12 protein-coding genes are annotated in these 20227 nt (G+C 65.3%); 7 read left to right on the top strand and 5 right to left on the bottom strand.

The features are described 5' to 3' along the window. The first annotated feature begins 2 nt into the window (after positions 1-2). The 3 genes from ACPVPU_RS03765 (at position 3) to ACPVPU_RS03755 (ending at position 5006) form a co-directional block, all read left to right on the top strand. The gene (locus ACPVPU_RS03765) at positions 3-1025 is read left to right on the top strand and encodes a LacI family DNA-binding transcriptional regulator (RefSeq protein ID WP_448659603.1); all 1023 of its coding nucleotides are present in this window, start codon (positions 3-5) and stop codon (positions 1023-1025) included. Positions 1026-1033: 8 nt separating this feature from the next. Further along, positions 1034-2377 (top strand): MFS transporter, encoded by a 1344-nt coding sequence (locus tag ACPVPU_RS03760; protein ID WP_448659602.1) that lies wholly within the window; start codon positions 1034-1036, stop codon positions 2375-2377. A gap of 76 nt (positions 2378-2453) precedes the next feature. Next, positions 2454-5006, top strand: coding sequence for a glycoside hydrolase family 3 N-terminal domain-containing protein (locus ACPVPU_RS03755; protein WP_448659601.1), 2553 nt, complete (start codon positions 2454-2456; stop codon positions 5004-5006). 27 nt (positions 5007-5033) lie between these two features. On the opposite strand, the gene ACPVPU_RS03750 is transcribed toward ACPVPU_RS03755, so the two are convergent. The 5 genes from ACPVPU_RS03750 to ACPVPU_RS03730 all read right to left on the bottom strand — a co-directional run bounded on the left by ACPVPU_RS03750 (position 5034) and on the right by ACPVPU_RS03730 (position 13902). After that, the gene (locus tag ACPVPU_RS03750; protein ID WP_448659600.1) at positions 5034-5396 is read right to left on the bottom strand and encodes a nuclear transport factor 2 family protein; all 363 of its coding nucleotides are present in this window, start codon (positions 5394-5396) and stop codon (positions 5034-5036) included. Positions 5397-5399: 3 nt separating this feature from the next. Further along, positions 5400-6416 carry an SMP-30/gluconolactonase/LRE family protein gene (locus ACPVPU_RS03745; RefSeq protein WP_448659599.1) on the bottom strand — a complete coding sequence of 339 codons (1017 nt, stop codon included), beginning with the start codon at positions 6414-6416 and terminating at the stop codon, positions 5400-5402. A gap of 12 nt (positions 6417-6428) precedes the next feature. After that, on the bottom strand, positions 6429-7763 hold the full coding sequence (locus ACPVPU_RS03740) for a GntP family permease (protein WP_448659598.1): 1335 nt from the start codon (positions 7761-7763) through the stop codon (positions 6429-6431). 46 nt (positions 7764-7809) lie between these two features. Beyond that, positions 7810-10338: a glycoside hydrolase family 9 protein gene (locus ACPVPU_RS03735; RefSeq protein ID WP_448659597.1), complete on the bottom strand. Its 2529-nt coding sequence runs from the start codon at positions 10336-10338 to the stop codon at positions 7810-7812. 150 nt (positions 10339-10488) lie between these two features. Continuing rightward, positions 10489-13902, bottom strand: coding sequence for a TonB-dependent receptor (locus ACPVPU_RS03730; protein ID WP_448659596.1), 3414 nt, complete (start codon positions 13900-13902; stop codon positions 10489-10491). A 339-nt stretch (positions 13903-14241) separates the two neighbouring features. Between ACPVPU_RS03730 and ACPVPU_RS03725 the strand changes: the two genes are divergently transcribed. The 4 genes from ACPVPU_RS03725 to ACPVPU_RS03710 are packed head-to-tail and all read left to right on the top strand — an operon-like array spanning position 14242 to position 20217. After that, positions 14242-15771, top strand: coding sequence for a tryptophan halogenase family protein (locus ACPVPU_RS03725; protein ID WP_448659595.1), 1530 nt, complete (start codon positions 14242-14244; stop codon positions 15769-15771). After that, positions 15768-17303 (top strand): tryptophan halogenase family protein, encoded by a 1536-nt coding sequence (locus ACPVPU_RS03720; RefSeq protein WP_448659594.1) that lies wholly within the window; start codon positions 15768-15770, stop codon positions 17301-17303. The genes ACPVPU_RS03725 and ACPVPU_RS03720 overlap by 4 nt, the downstream gene beginning before the upstream one ends. After that, entirely contained in the window at positions 17300-18316 is a 1017-nt protein-coding gene (locus tag ACPVPU_RS03715) for a cupin-like domain-containing protein (RefSeq protein ID WP_448659593.1), read from the top strand. Before ACPVPU_RS03720 ends, ACPVPU_RS03715 begins: the two co-directional genes overlap by 4 nt. 41 nt (positions 18317-18357) lie before the next feature. After that, a complete protein-coding gene (locus ACPVPU_RS03710) occupies positions 18358-20217 on the top strand; it encodes a glycoside hydrolase family 9 protein (protein WP_448659592.1) in 1860 nt (619 codons plus the stop codon). The last annotated feature ends 10 nt before the right edge of the window (positions 20218-20227 follow it).

Genomic DNA, 20227 nt, shown 5'->3' with positions numbered 1-20227 from the left:
GGGTGACAGGGGCAAAAAGGACAACGATCCGCGAGGTTGCGGCACATGCTGGCGTGTCGACCAAGACCGTGTCGCGGGTATTGAACAACGAACCGCATGTTACCCAGCTGGTGCGCGAACGCGTGACCGCGGCTGCACGGGCGCTGGATTATCATCCCAACATGCTGGCGCAGGGGCTGGTCCGTCGTCGCTCCTACCTGCTGGGGCTCGTTTATGAAAAACCCAGCCCCAGTTACGTCGTCGATCTGCAGATGGGGGTGCTCGACCGCCTGCGCGAGGAACGGTACCGGCTGATCGTGCTGCCCGTCCATTCGATCGCCGGCCGCGCACATGAAGTGACCGCCTTGCTGCGATCGGCTGCGCTGGACGGCGTCGTGCTGGCCCCACCGGCATCGGATCATCCGGAAATCCTGCAGGAGCTGAGCGCGGCGCGACTGCCCTTTGCCCGCATCGCTCCGACGGCAATGCTGGAAACGGGCAACAACAATCTGCTGGACGATGTCGCGGCTGCGCGGGCGATCGCCGATCATGTGCTGTCCATGGGGCATCGGCGCATCGGCATCATCCTGGGCGATCCGACCCATTCGGCATGCACCGCGCGCCTGACGGGGTTTGAACAGGCCTTTGCTGCCCATGGCCTGAACATCGCCGATGCGCCGCGCGCGCAAGGGTATTTCAACTTCGAAACCGGCATGGCGGCTGCGCGCGAACTGCTGTCCCTGCCCGACCGACCCACCGCCATCCTGGCCCAGAATGACGATATGGCGGTCGGCGCGCTGATGGCCGCACGCGACATGGGCCTGGACGTGCCCGGACAGCTGTCGATCACGGGGTTCGACGATTCCGAGGTTTCGCGGATCACCTGGCCCCGCATCACCACGGTGCGCCAGCCCGTCTATGTCATGGCCGCGCGGGCCGCCGACATGCTGATCCGCCAGCTGGCGGGCGAACCGGTCGCCGGATGCGACCTGCATGCCCATGAACTGAAGCTTCGCGATTCGGTCGCTCCGCCACCTGCGGACTAGACGATGCGATGATCACCCGGCGCGAACGCATCGCCTATGCCGCCGGAGACCTTGGCTTCAACTTCGTATGGCAGTCGATGGAGCTGTTCCTGCTCTTCTTCTACCTGCGCGGCCTCGGCCTGTCCGCGGGCGCGGCATCGACCATCTTTCTGATCGGATCGGTGGTGGACTGGATTTCGGATCCGGCCGTCGGTGCGCTTGCCGACCGCATGAGCCGCAGCCGTCCGATGCGAATCTGGGTCGCCATCGGTGGCCCATTGTCCGGGGTGATGCTCGCCTGTGCCTTTGCCCCGCTGCCGCTGACCGGCACGGCGCTGTTCGCCGCGATCCTGCTGCTCCACATCCTGCTGCGGGTGACCTACAGCCTGGGCAACATTCCTTATGCCGCGTTGACCGCACGCATATCCGACCGTCCTGTCGATCATCTGAGCCTGACCGGGGCACGGATGCAGGGCGCAGCAGTGGGCGGCATGATCGCGGCGGGCGTCTATTTCGCCATGCCGAGCAACGACGTCGGCGTCGCCGATTTCCGCCAGGGCGCGCTGATCCTGACCGTCCTGGCCCTGCCGGCATTTGCGGCCACCGCGCTTGGGGTGCGTGAACGGGTCCGGCCGGTGGATGCCGGCTCGCCATTGTCCTTGCGCGAAACCCTGGCCGAACTGCCGGTCATGCTCGCCCGGTCATCGCCGTTGCGTCGGTTGTTGCTGACCATCCTGGCAGCAGGGGTCGCGGTGACCGTGGTGAACAAGTCGCTGTTGCTGCTGTTCGAGGAGGAGGGATCGCTGCGGCATGGCTATCTGGCGGCGTTCCTGCCGGGATTGACGCTGTTGCTGGCCACGCCGTTATGGGCGGCGGCGGCACGACGCCGTGGGCGGGTGCCGGTCCTGATCGTCGCCGGTGCGCTGAACGCGCTTTCCGCGCTGCTCATCGTTCTGCCGCTTGGCGTGCCGGGTCATCTGGCGGCGATCACGCTGGCGATCACCGCCGGCAACGGCATGTCCGTCATGTTCTGGGCGCTGGTGCCGGTGGTGGTCGAACGATCGCCCGATGGCGGCTCGGCATATGAGGCCCGTACCTATGCGCTTTGTTCGATCGCCCGGAAACTGGCTCAGGCGCTGTCGCCCCAGATCATCGTGCTGAGCCTGACGGGCAGCGGATCGGTGGGACCAGCCATCCTGGTCAGCGCGCTGGCCGCTCTGGTGCTGATCATCGCCCTTCCCCCCGCAGGATCGTCGCCGCCCCTGCGCAGCCGTGAGGATCAGCCCGATGGAAAAGGGGGCGACCATTGGCCGCCCCAGGGGAGAAAGAGTGCCCGCAGGAACCGGACGGACCGATGGCCCGCAGAACACTGATGTCGGGATGACAGGAACTTGTCAGCGTTGTCAAGCTGAGGCATGAACGGCGCGACCAATGAAAACTGGGGAGAGAATGATGCTTATTCGCGGCGCGGGCGCAGCCACCATGATGTTGCTGATGGCAGGATGCGCGACCACTGCGGTGCGGTCGGGCGATCCGGTGGCCCAAACGGCCATTGCCGATTCGCTCGCCGTGCCGGACGCAGCACGCGTGCATCCCGAACAATGGCCGGCGCCGCGATGGACGGTGCCCGTCAATGCCGATCACGAAGCGCGGATCAAAGCCATCATCGCCCGGATGAGCGTCGAGGAAAAGGTCGGCCAGATCCTTCAGGCGGACCTGGCATCGGTCACGCCGGAGGATGTGCGCAAATATCATCTGGGATCCGTCCTGAACGGCGGCAATTCCGGCCCCTATGGCAACGATCTTGGCCCGGCGCAGGACTGGCTGAAACTCGCCGATGAATTCTACGCCGCGTCGATGGACGAAAGCGACGGGAAACAGGGCATTCCGATCGTCTGGGGCACCGACGCGGTGCACGGCCATTCCAACATCATCGGGGCGACGCTGTTCCCGCACAATGTCGGTCTGGGCGCGACGCGGGACCCCGATCTGATCGAAAAGATCGGCAAGGCGACCGCCATCGAAATCCGTGTCACGGGCCAGGAATGGACCTTTGCGCCCACCATCACCGTGCCGCAGGATTATCGTTGGGGTCGCGCCTATGAGGGCTATTCGTCCGATCCCGCACTGGTCGCCAGCTATGTCGGCCGGATGATCAAGGGGCTGCAGGGCCCGGTCGATGGCGGCCCGATGCTGAAGGGACCATATGTCATCGCCAGCACCAAGCATTATTTGGCCGATGGCGGCACCACCGATGGCCGGGATCAGGGGGATGCCGCGATTGACGAAGCGACGCTGATCCGCATCCATGGCACCCCTTACGTCCCGGCGATCGAAGCGGGCGTGGGGACGGTGATGACCAGTTTTTCCAGCTGGAACGGGGTCAAGATCGCCGGGCATCGCGGCCTTGTCACCGATGTGCTGAAGGAGCGGATGAACTTTGGCGGCTTTGTCGTCACCGACTGGAATGCGCACGGCCAGTTGAAGGGGTGCACCAATGCCAGCTGCACCACGGCGGTGAATGCCGGCATCGACATGTACATGGCGCCGGACAGCTGGAAGGATCTGTATGCGTCGCTGACCGCTCAGGTAAAGACGGGCGAGGTGCCGATGGACCGGCTGGACGATGCCGTTGCCCGCGTGCTGCGCGTCAAGATGCGGCTTGGCCTGTTCGAAGCGGGCAAGCCGTCCGCGCGGCCCTTTTCCGGTCAGTGGGATCTGCTGGGCGCGCCCGAACATAGGGCGATTGCGCGCGAGGCGGTGGCAAAGTCGCTGGTGCTGCTGAAGAACCAGGGGTCGATTTTGCCGCTCAAGCCGGGCGCGAACGTCCTTGTGGCGGGCGATGCGGCGGACGATATCGCCCGGCAGGCGGGCGGCTGGACGCTGACCTGGCAGGGCACGGGCCTGAACAACAGCCAGTTCCCCGGCGCGACCAGCATCTGGAAGGGGCTGGAAACCGCGGTCAGGGATGCAGGGGGCAAGGCCGCCCTGTCCCCCGATGGCAGCTATGCCAGCAAGCCCGATGTCGCGATCGTGGTGTTCGGTGAAACCCCCTATGCCGAGTTTCAGGGGGACATCAAATCGCTGCAGCTGAAGACCGAGCTGACTGGCCCCATCGAGACGATGAAGAAGCTGAAGGCACAGGGGGTTCCCGTCGTTGCCGTCATGATCACCGGTCGGCCCCTCTACATGAACCCTGCGCTGAACACCGCCGATGCCTTTGTCGTCGCGTGGTTGCCGGGATCGGAGGGTGCCGGGGTCGCCGACGTGATGGTGGCCGGCCGCAACGGCCAGGCCCGGTACGACTTCACTGGAAAGCTGCCCACCGCATGGCCCGCCAATGCGGTGCATGGCGGGCCGACCCTGTATCCGTTCGGTTACGGGCTATCGGCCCGGTCGGCCCAGCCGACATGGAAGCCGCTGTCAGAGGATGCGGGCGTGTCCGATGCCGGGGATGCCGGCGTCTATTTCGCGCGCGGTATTCCGGCATCCAGCTGGTCGCTGATCGTAGGCGGTGCCAACGGCAATGGCGGCACGCGGGTGACCACCGGATCGGCGTCCGCGCTGGACGGCCGGATTACCGTCGTGCCCGTCGATTACGGCATCCAGGAAGGCGCGCGGCGCTTTACCCTGAGCGGCGGCACACAACAGACGGTGCAGCTCAGCAACTTCACCCCGGTCGACCTGTCCCGCGAGACCAATGGCGAAGTCATGCTGTTGACGACGTTGCGCATCGACGAAAAGCCGACCTCTGCCATGCGCTTTACCCTGACCAGCGCGAATGGCCGGTCGGCCAGCGTCAATGCGCCGGAACTGGCCCAGCTGCCCGTGGGCGAATGGCGGACGGTGGCTGTGCCGCTGCAATGCTTCCGCGCCGGCGGGGCCGACATGGCCCAGGTCAATGTTCCGTTTCAGCTGTCGACGGACGGCAAGGCAACGTTCAGCCTGGGTCGGGTCGCCCTGGGTATGGATGCCGACGTGACCGTTTCCTGCGCCAAATAAGGCGGGGGATCATCGATCCGAGCCGGGTCAGTCCGCGGTCAAGGCATAGGTGCCATGACCGCGGACGACCCAACCACCGGAAAAGGTCAGTACCTCGCACCCCTCGTCGCCGCGCTGGTTCCGGTACCGGATGACCAGCGCGTCGATCCCGGCAAAGACCTGCAGGATCTCGAAATGCAGGTCGGGTATCGCCGCCAGCCCGTGCGCCCAATAGGCGCGCAGGGCCGCCTTGCCGTTGATCGTACCGCCACTTGCCGGAACCAGCCGGGCAGCGACGGGCGACGAAAAACAGATATCGTCGCTGAACGACGCCAGCACCCGGTCCAGATCATGCGCGTTCCAGGCGCTGCACCATTCCGACGCAAATGCGATTGGATCAGGCAGCGTCATGCATCAGCGTGCCGGGCGGGCGCGGGTCCGCACCCGTGCCAGCATGTCCTGCGACGTCAGATACAGCCAGCCATCCGGAGCAAGCGTGCAATTGGCGATGGGCTTGCCGGTGCGGATCGTGCCCAGATGCTCCCCCCCCGGCGTCACCACCAGCACGCCGCCCGGCCCGGTAACGAACAATGTGCCGTCGCTGGCCACTTTCAACCCATCCGGCAGACCGGGCTCGCCAGCGGCAATCCGTTCGCGCAGTCCGGTCAGGACCGCACGGCGATTGGCGATGCTGCCGTCCGGCAAGCGGTCATAGGCGAACAGGGACGGCGACGTGCCGTCCGATTGCGTCACATAGACGATGCGTTCGTCGGGCGACAGCGCAATGCCGTTGGGGCGGAACAGCCGCCCTTCGACCAGCGTGACCTGGCCATCCGGGTCCAGCCGGAACACGCCGTTGAACTGATGCGCCTTCATCGGCGAACCATCGCCATCGGCCAGGCCATAGGGCGGGTCGGTGAAATAGATGCTGCCGTCGCTCGCCTCGACCAGATCGTTGGGGCTGTTGAACGGGCGGCCGTCAAAGCGGCTGGCCAGCACCGTGCGCTCGCGGGTCGCCAGATCCATTCGCTCGATCGACCGGGAACCGCTGCCGGCCATCAGCAACCGGCCCTGTCGGTCAAGCGTCAGGCCATTGGCCCCTGCCTCGCGCACGCCAGCGGGAATCGGGCTGGGACCCGACGGGTCAAGAAACCGCACCGGCGCGCCGCCACCCGGCCGCCATTGCCAGATCACATTGCCCGGCACATCGGTGAACAACAGATAGCCGCCCGACGGAACCCAGACCGGCCCCTCTGCCCAGCGATAGCCCGTGCCAAGCACCTCGATCGGGGCATCGGCATCGACGATGGCGTCCAGGCCGGGGTCAAGTCGATCGATCCGGCCCACTCGGGCAGCAAGGGCGGCCGATGCGCGTCCCGCCATCGGCAGCGCTGCTGCAGCGGCAATCAGGGTGCGGCGAGTGATGTGCATGTCAGTTCCCTATCAGACGAGCGGCCAGATCATCAGCGCAACTAGAAGCATGACCAGCCCGGCCAGACTGGACGATATTGTCCAGCTGGCAAAGCTCTGGCGTTCGCTCAATCCCAGATATTGCTTCACCAGCCAGAAACCGGTGTCGTTGACATGGCTGGCGATACTGGCCCCGGCGCCGATCGCCACCGTCACCAGCGCAATCTGGGCAGGGTTCAGCGCGGCTGCTGCGATCAACGGGGCCGACAATCCGGCGGCGGTCACCATGGCGACGGTGGCGGAACCCTGGGCCACCCGGACGAACCCGGCCAGCAGAAAGGCGAACAGGATCGGGCTCAGCTGGGCGGCCGTGACCAGTGCCGTCACCTGTTCCCCGGCGCCGGACTGGATCAGCACTTCCTTATAGGCCGCGCCTGCGCCGACCACGAGCACCAGCACACCTGCAGGCTCCAGGGCCTTGCCCATCACCCGCCCGATGGTATCCAGCGATGTGCCCGCCCGCGCCAGCAACAGCCACACGAGGGCGCAGGCGATGGTCAAGGCGACAAAGGGGTGTCCGACGAACGCGATGGCGCTTCGCACCGGCCCTTCGGCCAGCACCACGGATGCAACCGTTGCCGCGATGATCAGGACCAGCGGCACGAACATCGCGCTCAATGCGGTCCAGAATCCCATCGGGCTGACCGTCGGCTCCGGTTCCGCAAGCATGGGCGGCGTCGCGTCGGGCAACCACCCCCTCCGCTCCATCCACAGCGCATAAACCGGCCCCGCAACGATGGCCGCCGGAATGCCGCAAGCGAGGCCAAAGAGCGCAAGCAACCCGTAATCGGTACCGATCAGCTCAGCCACCGCCACGGGCCCGGGATGGGGCGGCAACAGCGCATGCATCGTCATCAGTCCGCCCAGCACCGGCAATGCGTACAGGACGACACTGCGCCCCGCTCGTTTGGCCAGCACCGTGATCAGCGGCACCAGGATGATGAACCCCACGTCGAAGAACAGCGGAATGCCGACGATGATGCCGATGACGACCAGCGCCCAGATTGCCCGGCGTTCGCCAAAGGCCTCCAACAGCGTCCGGGCGATGGTGCCGATGCCGCCCGATGCCTCCAGCATCGCGCCCAGCATGGCACCCAACGCGATGACCACCGCAACAAAGCCCAGCGCTTCGCCCGTGCCCTTTCGCACTGCAGCCACCACGGCCGCCGGGTCGGCCCCAAGCGCCAGCCCGCTCAGCAACGCTGCGGCCAGCAGGACGAACATCGCTGGCAGCCGCGCCTTGAGGACAGCCGCGATCACGCCGACGATCGACAGCCCGACCACGGCCAGAATGGCCCAGCCCGGCATCAGCGAAGCACCATCCTGTAGCAGGTTGCGTGCCCGGCCTCCGCCATCAGCGCCTCGGCTTTCCGGCGAAATGCCGGTCGGCGGCAAGGGCCAGGAACATGAAATTCGTCTCGCCGCCGCCCATCACATATTCGGTCTGCTGCCAGAAATAGGGCCAGACCTTCAGTTCGGGCAGGTCGGGACGGATAAGGTTGGTGCCAGAGATGACGCCGCCTGGAATGTAGCTCCAGTCCGCACGGTTGACGCCATAGGCGACCGTTGCCGAATGGCTGCCGACCCCCGACACGAAGCTTGCGGTATTTTCCCCCGGATGCACCCCCAGGACGAAGTTGAGCGCGTTCAGCCAGCTATCCGGATCGACGGCATCGGGCCAGCCCTTGGCAAAAAGCCATTGTTCGACGCCGCGCCGCTGGATGTCCCAGCCCGCGCCCCAGATCTGGGGCTTGTAGGGGATGCCATAGGGGCTGTCGGTGCGGGCATCCGCCTTCACCTTCGCCTGGTAATCGCGGACGGCAGCGTCCAGCTGGCTGCGAAACGCGGCGGGAAATCGATCCCGCAGGCCGGACAGCATCCACCCGGTTTTCGATATGTCCTTCAGCACCAGATCGGACAGGGCGACGATCCGGTCGACATAGCGCTGCTCGCCCGTGGCCAGAGCCAGTTCGGCCAAGGCGAAAATCCGGTTGGGGCTATCGCCACCGCGGTCGATCGCCGCATCCGTTATCGCGCGGGCGGCGGCCAATGCCTCTGCCGCCAGGGCCGGATTGTCGCGCTTCAACGCGCGCGCCGCACCGGCGAGGCCCGCGGCCGCATGCAGCTCGCGCTCTGGATTGTCCTCGGTAAACACCCAGCGGTCGTCCGAGGTGACCGGCGTGCCATTCGCATCGACACCCAGGCCGGCCACCGGCTGCATCGGCACATTGTCGCTATGGCTGCCCGCATCGCCCAGCATGACATAGCGCCGCAGACTGGGGGTGATGATGCCGCGATACAGCCGGCCGAGCGATCGATAGCCACCCAGCACGCTGGCCAGGCCATGCTCGATCTGCTGGATGGCGTCGTTGCGGCCATCAGGATCATGGATCTCCACCGTTTTGGCTTGGGGATCGATCCTGGTCGCATCGTAATCCAGGTCGAATTCCTCGACCATCTTGGCCAGCAGCCACACCGTGCCCATCTGCGATTCGACGCGCAGGTCATAATCGCCCGCATCATGCCAGCCGCCGCTGTTCAGGCCGGGCACTGCCTGTCCCGGCTGAAAGCGGGTCAGCGTGTCCGGTCCCTGCACATAACCGTCGAAATGGTTCAGGCCGACCGGCGCCATGCGTGCATCGTCCAGATGGTCGTGGCCGTGCCAGACCCGATATTTCTGGCTGACGCGCATGTGGCACATCTGAACCGGCAGGAACGTCTCCAGCGTCGGTTGCCACACGTCGCGGGCATAGACATCGGTGGCGATCCGGAACGGTTGCGAACGCTGATCGCCATAGCCGATCCGGTACATTCCCTCTTCCGTCACCGAGGTGAAGTCGAACGCCAGATAGCGATAGCGCAGGAACTTGCCCCATTCGGCTGGCATGCTGCGCAGCACGGCTTCTTCGCCGCGCTCGGTCAGTCGGTAGAGCACGGCTTCTCCAGCGCCGCCGCTGCGGGCGTCCAGCTCGAACAAGGCGCGCTTGGACTGGGCGGGGGCATAGCCGACCTGCGAGACCTGGATCACCGGTGCCGACTGCCAGTCCGGCTGGCTGTCGACCGTCACCGTCCATTCCAGCGCGCGGGCGGTCTTGCCCGCAGGCAGGACGCCGCGGACGATGAACCAGCCATTATTGTGCGCACTGCGGCCGTCGATCAGTTCGATGTCGGTCGTTCCCTCGATCACGATCCGCTGCCCCTGCGTTTCCGGCGCAACGACCAGCTTGCGGCCCCGCGCCAATGGCGCGCCAAGGGCCTGGCCGTTCGGATCCTGAACCGGGCCATTGGCTTCCATGTTGCGCGGCACGGGCACGGTCGGACCGGTTTGACGAACGATGGGGCCATTCGGTTGGCGCGGAAAAATGCCGCCGGTCTTGTCCATCAACCAGGCCTTGCCGAACAGATCGGTCGGAAACAATTCCAGGTTGAAGCCGGCGCGACCGACCCATTCGCGCGGCAACGGCTTGTCCAGGTCGACCCGGATGCGGAACCGGTTTCCGCCGGCCGGGGTAACCGTCACGGCATAGGACAGATCGACCGGGGGATAGAAAATCGGATTGAATCCCCGCCCGTTCTTGCCCGGATCGGGAAAGGACAGTCGCTGGGTTATGCTGCGCGATGCTGCATCGACGCTGCGCTCGCCCCCCTTGGGCATCGGCGACCATTGGCCGGGCATGGCGTCCAGCCGGACATCGCCATTTGCAGCGACCCGGCGCCCCTGCTGGATGATCGTTACCCCGGTCTGGTGGCCGTCAGGATAGATGTCGTCGAACACGATCACATCGAAGCCGTCGGCCGTCAGGTAGCCGCGCTCCGACAGGCGAAGCCCCGCATCGGGCGCCTGCCCGTCCTGCGCTGCGCCTGATCCTGTCAGCGTTGTCAAAGCGGTTCCGAAAAAAAGCAGCCCTGCTGCAGCGGTGATACGCATACCCTCTCCTTGTCGCGCGGCGGCCATTCTGGCCTGGTCGTCCGGCTCGCGCAAAGAAAAAGGGGGCCTTCGTTGCCGAAGACCCCCTGCATCAAGTGTTTCGGATCAGAAGCTTCCGCGAATGATGAACGAGAAGCGACGATCGTTGATGAAGTAGGAGCGCGGGCCGAGATAGGCGTTCGGCACCCCTTCGAACTGCTGCAGCGTCCGGGTGGTTTCGTTGAGCAGGTTCACGCCCTGCACACCCACCTTGATCACCGGAGACAGGGTCACGAACAGCGACGCATCCAGCTGTCCGGTCTCGTCATTGTAGATCGGATAGAAGGGATGGATCACGTCCGCAGCCGTCAGCAGGAACCGCGACCGCCAGTTATACGCACCACGCAGCGAGATCGGACCCTTTTCATAGAAGAGGGCGGCGTTCACGTTGTGACGCGACAGCTGTTCCAGCGGCAACGGACCGGGGTTCAGGTTGCTGCCCGGACCAAAGATCGGACGGTTGCCCGGCAGGCCCTCGCTATCGATGAAGGTATAGCTGCCGCTGAAGCCCAGCCCGCTCAGGAAGCCGGGCAGGAAGTCATAGGTCTGCTGATAGGCGATTTCAAAGCCCTTGACCTTGCCCGAACCGTCGAAATTGTCGGGCTGGCGGATGTTTGCCGTAAAGGTCTGGCCGTTGTTGGTGAACGAATACTGGGCGATGTTCTGATAGAAGAAGCCCTTGATATCCTTGTAGAAGCCGTTGAGCGTCAACGAGCCGACCCGGGCGAAGTACCATTCCAGCGTCAGGTCGAACTGATCCGAAACGGCGGGGCGCAGGAACGGATTGCCCGCCGAACCCTGAAGCCGCGTCGGATCGTTGTTGTTCGTGCCGAACGTGAAGAAGTTGCGGATGTCCGCCATGCCGGGGCGGGCAAGCGCACGCGAACCGGCGAAACGGGCGATCAGGTTATCGGTCAGCTGAAGCTTGAGGTTCAAGCTGGGCAGCCAGTACTGATAATTGTTGCGCGCAACATTCGGCGTGCTGGCGCCGTTGGCGAATGCCTGAAGCCGGGCATAGCCTTCCGGACCCAGATCGCAGACACCGTTCGGAATATCCTCACGCGCCGGCGCATCGCCGCGCGGCGGGATCTGGATGGGAGCGCAGCGGGTGGCAAAATCCTGCTCCACACCGACTTCGTTCGGCAGCGGGAAGCGGAATGCACCGGCGGAGTCGACTGCGGTATCGACGAACCGGACGCCGACATTGCCGCTCAGCGCCAGACCGCCGGCACCCCGGTCGGTGTCGAAGCTGAGCATCACATAAGCGTTGACGTTCCGCTCGCTGACCGCCTGGATTTCATTCGCCAGATAGCCATCGACCGCACCCGGACGCTGCGCGCTCGGACGCCAGCCGGTGCCCGGATTGGTCCAGGCCTGGTTGACGCCCAGCAGGAAAGTTGCCGCCTGGTCGTAATTGTCGATCAGGTTGCCATTGTAATAATAGCCGCCGATCGGACCGGGCGTTGCGCCACGGAAGAAGTTATCAAACGAGAAGAACGTCGAGTTGCTGGCGCCACGCGTGTTGGTGGTGCCTGCCGGACCGTCCATCCAGATCGGACCAATGCCGCCCCAGGTTTCCGACAGCACGCCCCAGTTATAGGCGCCGAACCGGATGTCCTGATCGCGGTCCGCATAGCGGGCACCGACCTTCAGCCGCTTCAGGAAGCTTTCTTCCCCGAAATTATACTGGATGTCGCCGCGCAGCGTGGCCTGCTCGCCGCGCGATTCCTCGATGTGGTCCATCGCGGCGCGCCAGTAGTAATTGGCCTTGTTACGGAAATAGGCTTCGTCCGTGACGCCGTTGTTCGGCGCCCAGGGGGTGCAGGTGCCCGGATTGGTGCAGGGGCTGCCGTCCGGGTTGTTGCCACCCGACCAGTCGGGCGCCATCCACAGCGGACGGTGATTGACCAGCGTCGGCAGGCGGCCGGAAATATCCAGTTCCTGGTCCGCAAAGGTCGAGCCGAACACGCTGAAATCGACGTTGTTCTTGGCTGCAGTCACATATTGCGCATCGACCTGGAACGACAGGCGGTCATTCGGCGTGAACTTGAAGTTCAGACCATAGTCCGCGACGATGTTTTCGTCATAGACCTGACGGCGCGACAGCGACTGCTGCATACCACCGACGGGCGTGCGGAACGGCTGACAGCTGGTGGGACGCGCACCAACGTCGCAACCCGAATCCTGCGAACGCCAGCCAGCACCCGGCAGCGTGATGTAGCCGCTTTCGAAGATGCCGTCGTCGTCATACTGATAGTTCTGCAACGCCAGCGGGCCGCTGACCGGGCACTGCGCGCGCGTGGTCGGGCCGCCGGTGGGCAGTCCCTGCTGCACGACGTTCGGGCCGGCTTCGTTGGGACGGCAACCGAACGGGAAAGTGTTGTAATCCGACAGGTCGGGCGCGGATTCCAGCGTATGCTCGCCCCAGGTCTGGGTCGCGCGGGTGCGCAGGAACTGAGCCGTCAGCATGGCGCGGCGATCCAGGCTTTCCCACTGGCCGGCCAAGGCGATGCCTTCGCGCTGGCGGTCATAATCCTGGGTACGGAACTGGCCACCGAGCGGCGCATAGAGCAGGTCGGCAACATCGGCGAAGCCATCAGCGCCAGCCGTCTGGCCGACGCCGCACAGCGAACCCGCAGGCGGCAGCGACCGGTTGTCGACCGCACCGGGAACCGGCAGACCGTTGGCGCAGCGCAGCACCGAGTTGTCCGTCGAATTTGCCTCGACCGCCAGGCGGTTGTCGCGGCGCTGGAAGTTGGTGACCTGAATACCGTCGGAGCGGCTGAGCAGCTGCGAATAGGAAACGTTCGCCAGCAGGCCGAAGGTGCCGGCACCGGTTTCCCAGGTGTTGGACAGCAGCGCCGTCAGGTTGGGCGACGCCTGCTTGGCCAGGTCGCCATAGTTCATTTCCATGCTGAAGCCGCCGTGCAGACCACGACGGTCGAACGGCAGGCGAGTGCGCAGATCGACGGTGCCCGACAGGCCGCCTTCGATCATCTCAGCGGTCAGGTTCTTGGCGACGATCACCGAGCCGAGCAGTTCGGCCGGCACGTCGGCGAAGTTGATCGCCTGGCCATAGACACCGGTGGAGAAAGTGTCGCGGCCGTTGAATTCCGAACGAACGAACGAAAGGCCGCGGATGACGACGCCAGACCCTTCGACCGAGAAGTGGTCGGGGTCGTTGGAGCCGGCAAAGCGGTTGATCGACACGCCGGGGATACGCTGGAGCGCCTCGGTCACCGAACGGTCGGGCAGCGCGCCGATATCCTGAGCCGTGATGGCATCGACAACCGTGTCCGAATCGCGCTTGATCGTCTGGGCGCTGGCAAGGCTGGCGCGGATGCCGGTCACCGTGATGACGTCGTCGCCGGTGGGCGCATCCTGGGCCTGGGCCTCATCGGCTGCGGCGTCCTGCGCCATGGCGGGCGCAGCAGCGGCCATCACGCAGATCGCGACCAGCGAAGCGCTTCCCCGCAGCAATTTACCGAATTTGTTTGAATTGGCGTATTCAGACTGCAGACCGTCAATGCGACGCATCGTGCCCTCCCCTGTTCGTTTTTCCCCAACGCCACCGGTGCCCCCGATATGCGCTTGCCTCAACTGGTATCGGCTAATGGTAGCGTTAGCAAGATGCCAGAACATATAATAATCTAACCGCTGTGGCTTCCCTGACACAGGTTGCGGGGGGTTTGACGCAGACTGGCCAAGGTCCTTAAAGTCGGTATCGGAAAAGTCGGCGCCGGTCGGGTATGTTGTGCACATGCGGCGCGCAGCATGGCAGGTTGCCGGGGAAGCAGCCGTGCAATCCGGGGAGCGGTGATGACGGGGCATTTGGGGCATGTGGTGATTGTCGGCGGTGGCACCGCCGGTTGGATGACGGCGGCGGCGCTTGCCCGCACGGTCGCCAATGGCCACACCCGCATCACACTGATCGAATCCGATGCGATCGGAACGGTCGGCGTCGGCGAGGCGACGATCCCGCCCATTCAGACGTTCAACCAGATGCTGGGCATCGACGAGAACGATTTCATCGCGGCGACCCAGGGCACGTTCAAGCTGGGCATCGAGTTCGTGAACTGGGCGCGGCGCGGCGACCGGTATTTTCACCCCTTTGGCCATTACGGTCACCCGGTGAATGGCGTCGCCTTTCACCAGCTGTATCTGCGCGAGCGGGCGCGGCGGCCGATGCCCGACATCTCGGCCTATTCGATGACGTCGATGGCGGCGGCACACGGCCGTTTCGCCCGGCCGGCACCCAATGCCCAGTCGATCATCCGGGAAATGAGCTATGCGTTCCACTTCGATGCATCGCTCTATGCCGGTTATCTCAGGCGCTATGCCGAGACGCGCGGCGTCACCCGGGTGGAGGGGCGCATCGTCACGGCGCACCGGGACGGCGAAAGCGGCGATATCGCTTCGGTCGAACTCGAACAGGGCGAACGGATCGCCGGGGACCTGTTCGTCGATTGCTCGGGCTTTCGCGGGCTGTTGATCGAGGAGGCACTGGCCACGGGGTATAAGGACTGGAGCCACTGGCTGCCGTGCGACCGCGCGGTCGCCGTGCCCAGCGCCAATGTCGGGCCGCCCGCTCCCTATACTCGCGCGACCGCGCATGATGCCGGCTGGCAATGGCGCATTCCGCTGCAGCACCGCACCGGCAACGGCCATGTCTTTTCGACCGCTTATGTCAGCGAGGACGAGGCGACGGCGACGCTGCTTGCCAATCTGGAGGGCGAGCCGCTGGCCGATCCGCGCACCATCCGGTTCCAGACGGGTCGGCGAAGCCAGGCATGGAACCGCAACGTGGTGGCGATCGGCCTGTCCGCAGGATTCATCGAGCCGCTGGAATCGACCAGCATCCACCTGATCCAGACCGGTATCGCCCGGCTGATCGCGCTGTTCCCCGACCGGGGGGATTATGCCGTCGAGCGCGCTGAATATAATCAGGTGATGCGCGATCAGTTCGAGGATCTGCGCGACTTCATCATCCTGCATTATCACGCCACCGAACGCGACGATTCGGCGTTCTGGAACCATGTCCGCACCATGGCCATTCCCGAACCGCTGGCGCACAAGATGGCGCTGTTCAAAAATCGGGCGCGCAGTTTCCGCGACGGATTCGAATTATTCTCGCCGACCAGCTGGGTGGCGGTGATGCTGGGGCAGCGCCAGATCCCGGACGGCTATGATCCGATCGCCGATTCGCTGGACGATGCCGCCGTCACCGAATTGATGGAGGGCTATCGCCAGCAGATTGCCGGCACCGTGGCGCAGCTGCCCGCGCACGAGGCGTTCATCGACCGCATTCTGGACCATCATCGCCAGGCGCAGATGGGGCTGGCATCATGAGGGACGATCGACTGCGCAGGGTCGTCATCGTCGGCGGCGGCACCGCCGGATGGATGACGGCCGCGGCAATGGCACAGGTGATGGGCCGCCTGCCCGACCTGTCCATCGAGCTGGTGGAATCCGATGCGATCGGCACGGTCGGCGTCGGCGAAGCGACCATCCCGCAGATCACGCTGTTCAACGCGCTGCTGGGCCTCGATGAAAACCAGTTCATGCGGGAAACGAACGCGACCTACAAATTGGGGATCGAGTTCGTCGACTGGCGACGGATCGGCCACCGCTACATCCACCCCTTCGGCACCTATGGCATCGACATGATGGGGATCGAATTCCACCATCACTGGCTGAAGGGGCGGATGCTGGGCGACACGTCCGAACTGGACGATTATTCGCTGTCGGTCGTGGCCGCGCGCAATTCGAAATTCCTGCGCCCGCAACCCGATGCGCGCAATTCGCCGCTGTCCAAGATCGCCTATGCCTTTCAATTCGATGCCGGGCTGTATGCTCGCTTCCTGCGCCGGTTTTCCGAACAGCGCGGGGTGACCCGGACGGAGGGGCGGATCACCCGGGTCGACCAGCATCCCGAGACAGGCCATGTCACCGCCGTCGTGCTGGAGGATGGCCGCCAGATCGAAGGCGACCTGTTCATCGACTGCTCCGGCTTCCGCTCGCTGCTGCTGGGGCAGACGCTGGAGGTGGGATATGAGGACTGGACGCGCTGGCTGCCGTGCGACCGGGCGATGGCGGTGCCGTGCGAGAGTTCCGGCGATCAGCAACCTATCACCCGATCGACGGCGCGCACTGCCGGATGGCAATGGCGCATCCCGCTGCAGCATCGCACGGGCAACGGCTATGTCTATTCCAGCGCCCATATCAGCGACGATGAGGCGGCGGCGACGCTGCTCGCCAATCTGGATGCGCCCGCTCTCGCCGATCCGAAACCGATCCGGTTCACCGCCGGTCACCGCCACCGCGCGTGGGACAAGAATGTCGTCGCCATGGGCTTGGCCGGCGGGTTCCTCGAGCCACTGGAATCGACCAGCATCCACCTGATCCAGTCGGGCATAGCCCGGCTGATGACGCTGTTCCCGACACGCGGCTTTCACGAGCGGGAGATCGATCGCTACAACCGGGAATCGGTCAAGGAATATCTGGATATCCGTGACTTCCTGATCCTGCATTACAAGGCGACGGAACGCGACGATTCCGATTTCTGGCGGTATTGCCGCACGCTGACCCCGCCCGACGGCCTGCAGGAAAAACTGGCGATGTTTCGATCCAACGGCCGCGTGTTCCGCGAACATGAGGAATTGTTCACCGAAACCAGCTGGCTGTCGGTGATGGCCGGTCAGGGCGTCGAACCCGGCGGCTATCATCCGGCCGCCGATTTGTTGCCCGATGAAGAAACGCTCAATCGTCTGGCCCATATCCGCGCCGTGATCGCCGACACGGCCAGCCGGATGCCGACGCAGCGCGATTTCCTGATCGCGGAGGGGAGTGCGTCGGGCGAGGTGCTGCGCAAGGCATCGTGACCGCCCTGCCCCCGCCCCGCCCGATCCGCGAGATCGACCGGATCGACCGCGACCGCTTCATCGCCGAGGTTCAGGCTGCGGGCGAACCCGTGGTGATTCGCGGCCACGCCGCCGACTGGCCGGCGGTGCGCGCGGCGCGGGAATCGGACGAGGCGCTGGCGCAGGCCTTTCTTGCCCATCATCCCCGGCGGCCGGTGCAGGTGCTGGTCGGCGCGCCGGAAATCGGGGGGCGGTTCTTCTACACGCCCGACTATCTGGCACTGAACTTTACCCGGGGCGAAATCGGATTGGATGCGTTTTTCGACAGGCTGCTCCACGACCGGGCGATCGACGATCCCTTTTCGATCGCCGTCCAGTCCGAGGTGCTGAACGAACTGATGCCCGATTTCGTGGCGCACAACGCCAGCCCGCTCCCCCCGGCGGGCACCCCGGCGCGCGCATGGATCGGCAACCGCATCCGCGTCGCCCCGCATTACGACCTGATGGAAAATATCGGCGTGGTGGTTGCCGGGCGGCGGCGCTTCACCCTGTTTCCGCCGGATCAGACGCCGAACCTGTATCTGGGGCCGATCGAGCTGACGCCGGCCGGAACCCCGGTCAGCCTGGTCGACACGACGGATCCCGACCTCGAACGGTTTCCCCACTATGCCAAGGCGGCAGCCGAGGCGCGGGTGGCGGTGCTGGAACCCGGCGATGCCATCTATATCCCGTTCCACTGGTGGCACGGAGTGGAATCGCTCGAACGGTTCAACCTGTTCGTCAATTACTGGTGGAACGAGGGGCGGCGGGATCTGCCCAATCCCTATGGCGCATTGATGCACGCCATCGTCGCCCTGCGACAGATGCCCGAGGATCAGAGGGCCGCGTGGCGCCACACCTTTGATCATCTGGTGTTCGACGGCCATGCCGCCGACCATCTGCCCGAACAGGCGCGCGGGGTGCTGGGCCAGGCGGACGATCGGATGATGCAGCGGATGCGGGGAACGCTGGCACAGATGCTGGCGCAGCTTTGATGCCGCGCCCGGCGCGGGCGGACGGGCAAGGAGGGACTTCGATGGACGGGATGATGATGACGCGCCGGATGCTCGCGTCGGCGGCCATGGCAGCCCTGCCGACCACAATGGCGTTGGCGCAGACAGGTCCGGCCGATGCCCCGGCGATCCGCGTCAACCAGCTGGCCGTGCTTGCCGCCCCCGGCCAGACAGCCATCCTGACCGGCGCACCCAGCGAGCCCATGCGCTGGCGTCTGCGCAATGCGGCGGGTGTGGTGGTTACGGAAGGACAGACGGAGCCGTTCGGCCCTGATCGTCATTCCGGTCAGGTGGTCCATCGCATCCGCTTCGATGCCGCGGGCCTGTCCGGCGACGGCTTTCGCCTGGAATCCGGCAAGGCGGCCAGCCGACCCTTTGCCATCGCCGCCGCGCCCTATGGGCAACTGGCACGGGCCGCGTTCAACTTCTTCTATCAACAGCGGGCGGGCGTCCCGATCGACGCGAAATTCGCCGGCGGGGCCCGCTGGGCGCGACCAGCGGGGCATGTCGGGGAGACCGCCCGCTGCGTCGCTGGCCGGGACGAATTCGGCAATGACTGGCCGGGATGCGACCGCACGCCGGAGCTCGCCGGCGGCTGGTATGACGCGGGCGATCAGGGGAAATATGTCGTCAATGGCGGCATTAGCGTCTGGACCTTGCTCAACCTGGCCGAACATGCGCGGTGGCGGGGGCGTTCCGCAGTGTTCGGCGATTCAACCGCGCTGATCCCCGAAAGCGGCAACGGGGTGGACGACCTGCTCGACGAAGCGCGCGTCGAACTGGAATGGCTGATGAAGATGCAGGTCCCGGCCGGCACCCGCCTGTCCGTTCCGGTGGGCCAGATGCGTGCGCAGGCGGGCCTGACGTTCACCGCAATCGATGCGGGGGGGATGGCGCATCACAAGATGGGCGACGAACGCTGGACGCCGCTGCCCACCCCGCCGCACCTGGATCGGGAAAAGCGGGTGCTGTTTCCCCCATCGACTGCCGCAACGCTCAACCTTGCCGCGGTCACCGCGCAGTGCGCGCGGCTGTTTCGTGCCGTCGACCCGGCATTCGCCGACCGCTGCCTGGCATCCGCACGATCGGCATGGACAGCGGCCCGGCGCAACCCGCAGGTCTGGGCAATTGCGCCGTTCACCGGATCGGGCGGCTATGGCGACCGAGACCTGGCCGACGAGTTCTTCTGGGCCGCTGCCGAACTCTATGCCGCAACGGGCGATGCCGATGCGCGCAAGATGCTGGAATCCTCGCCGCTGCTGGGGGAACAGCCATATGCCGAACCCAGCTGGGGTTCCACCGCGACCCTGGGCGCGATCAGCCTGCTGGTCAGCCGCGCCGACCTGTCCCAACCCCATCGCCAGTCCATAGAACGCAACCTGATCGCCGGGGCGGACCGGTTCCTGGCGGAACGGCAGGCGGTGGGATATGCCATTCCCTATGGCCCGTCATCGCTGCCCTGGGGTTCCAATTCCAGCCTGTTGAACCGTGCGATCCTGCTGGCATTGGCCCATGACCTGACCGGCAGGGCGGATTATCGCGCCGGAGTGGTCGACGCGATGGACTATCTCCTCGGCCGCAATCCGCTCGATCAAAGCTATGTGTCGGGGTTCGGCGATCGGGCGATGCGCAATCCCCATCACCGGTTCTGGGCACCATCCGCAGACCCGAGCCTGCCGCCACCGCCGCCCGGCGTCCTGTCCGGCGGCCCCAACAGCCGCTTGTCCTCGCCCGATGGCAAGAAGCTGGAGGGCCGGTGCACGCACCAGACCTGCTGGGCCGACGATATCGGCGCCTATGAGCTGAACGAAGTCGCGATCAACTGGAACGCACCCCTTGTCTGGGTGGCGGCATGGCTGGACAGCGCCGCCCCCGCTGAATAACTGCACTAGC

It is taken from the genome of Sphingomonas paludis (genome assembly GCF_053502515.1).
This window is presented reverse-complemented; position numbering and strand designations above follow the sequence as displayed.

Bases quoted from the DNA above. Each gene is read 5' to 3' on its own strand.
- ACPVPU_RS03760 (WP_448659602.1), top strand. From the start codon at position 1,034: ATGATCACCCGGCGCGAACGCATCGCCTATGCCGCCGGAGACCTTGGC.
- ACPVPU_RS03755 (WP_448659601.1), top strand. From the start codon at position 2,454: ATGATGCTTATTCGCGGCGCGGGCGCAGCCACCATGATGTTGCTGATG.
- ACPVPU_RS03750 (WP_448659600.1), bottom strand. From the start codon at position 5,396: ATGACGCTGCCTGATCCAATCGCATTTGCGTCGGAATGGTGCAGCGCC.
- ACPVPU_RS03745 (WP_448659599.1), bottom strand. From the start codon at position 6,416: ATGCACATCACTCGCCGCACCCTGATTGCCGCTGCAGCAGCGCTGCCG.
- ACPVPU_RS03740 (WP_448659598.1), bottom strand. From the start codon at position 7,763: ATGCCGGGCTGGGCCATTCTGGCCGTGGTCGGGCTGTCGATCGTCGGC.
- ACPVPU_RS03725 (WP_448659595.1), top strand. From the start codon at position 14,242: ATGACGGGGCATTTGGGGCATGTGGTGATTGTCGGCGGTGGCACCGCC.
- ACPVPU_RS03720 (WP_448659594.1), top strand. From the start codon at position 15,768: ATGAGGGACGATCGACTGCGCAGGGTCGTCATCGTCGGCGGCGGCACC.
- ACPVPU_RS03710 (WP_448659592.1), top strand. From the start codon at position 18,358: ATGGACGGGATGATGATGACGCGCCGGATGCTCGCGTCGGCGGCCATG.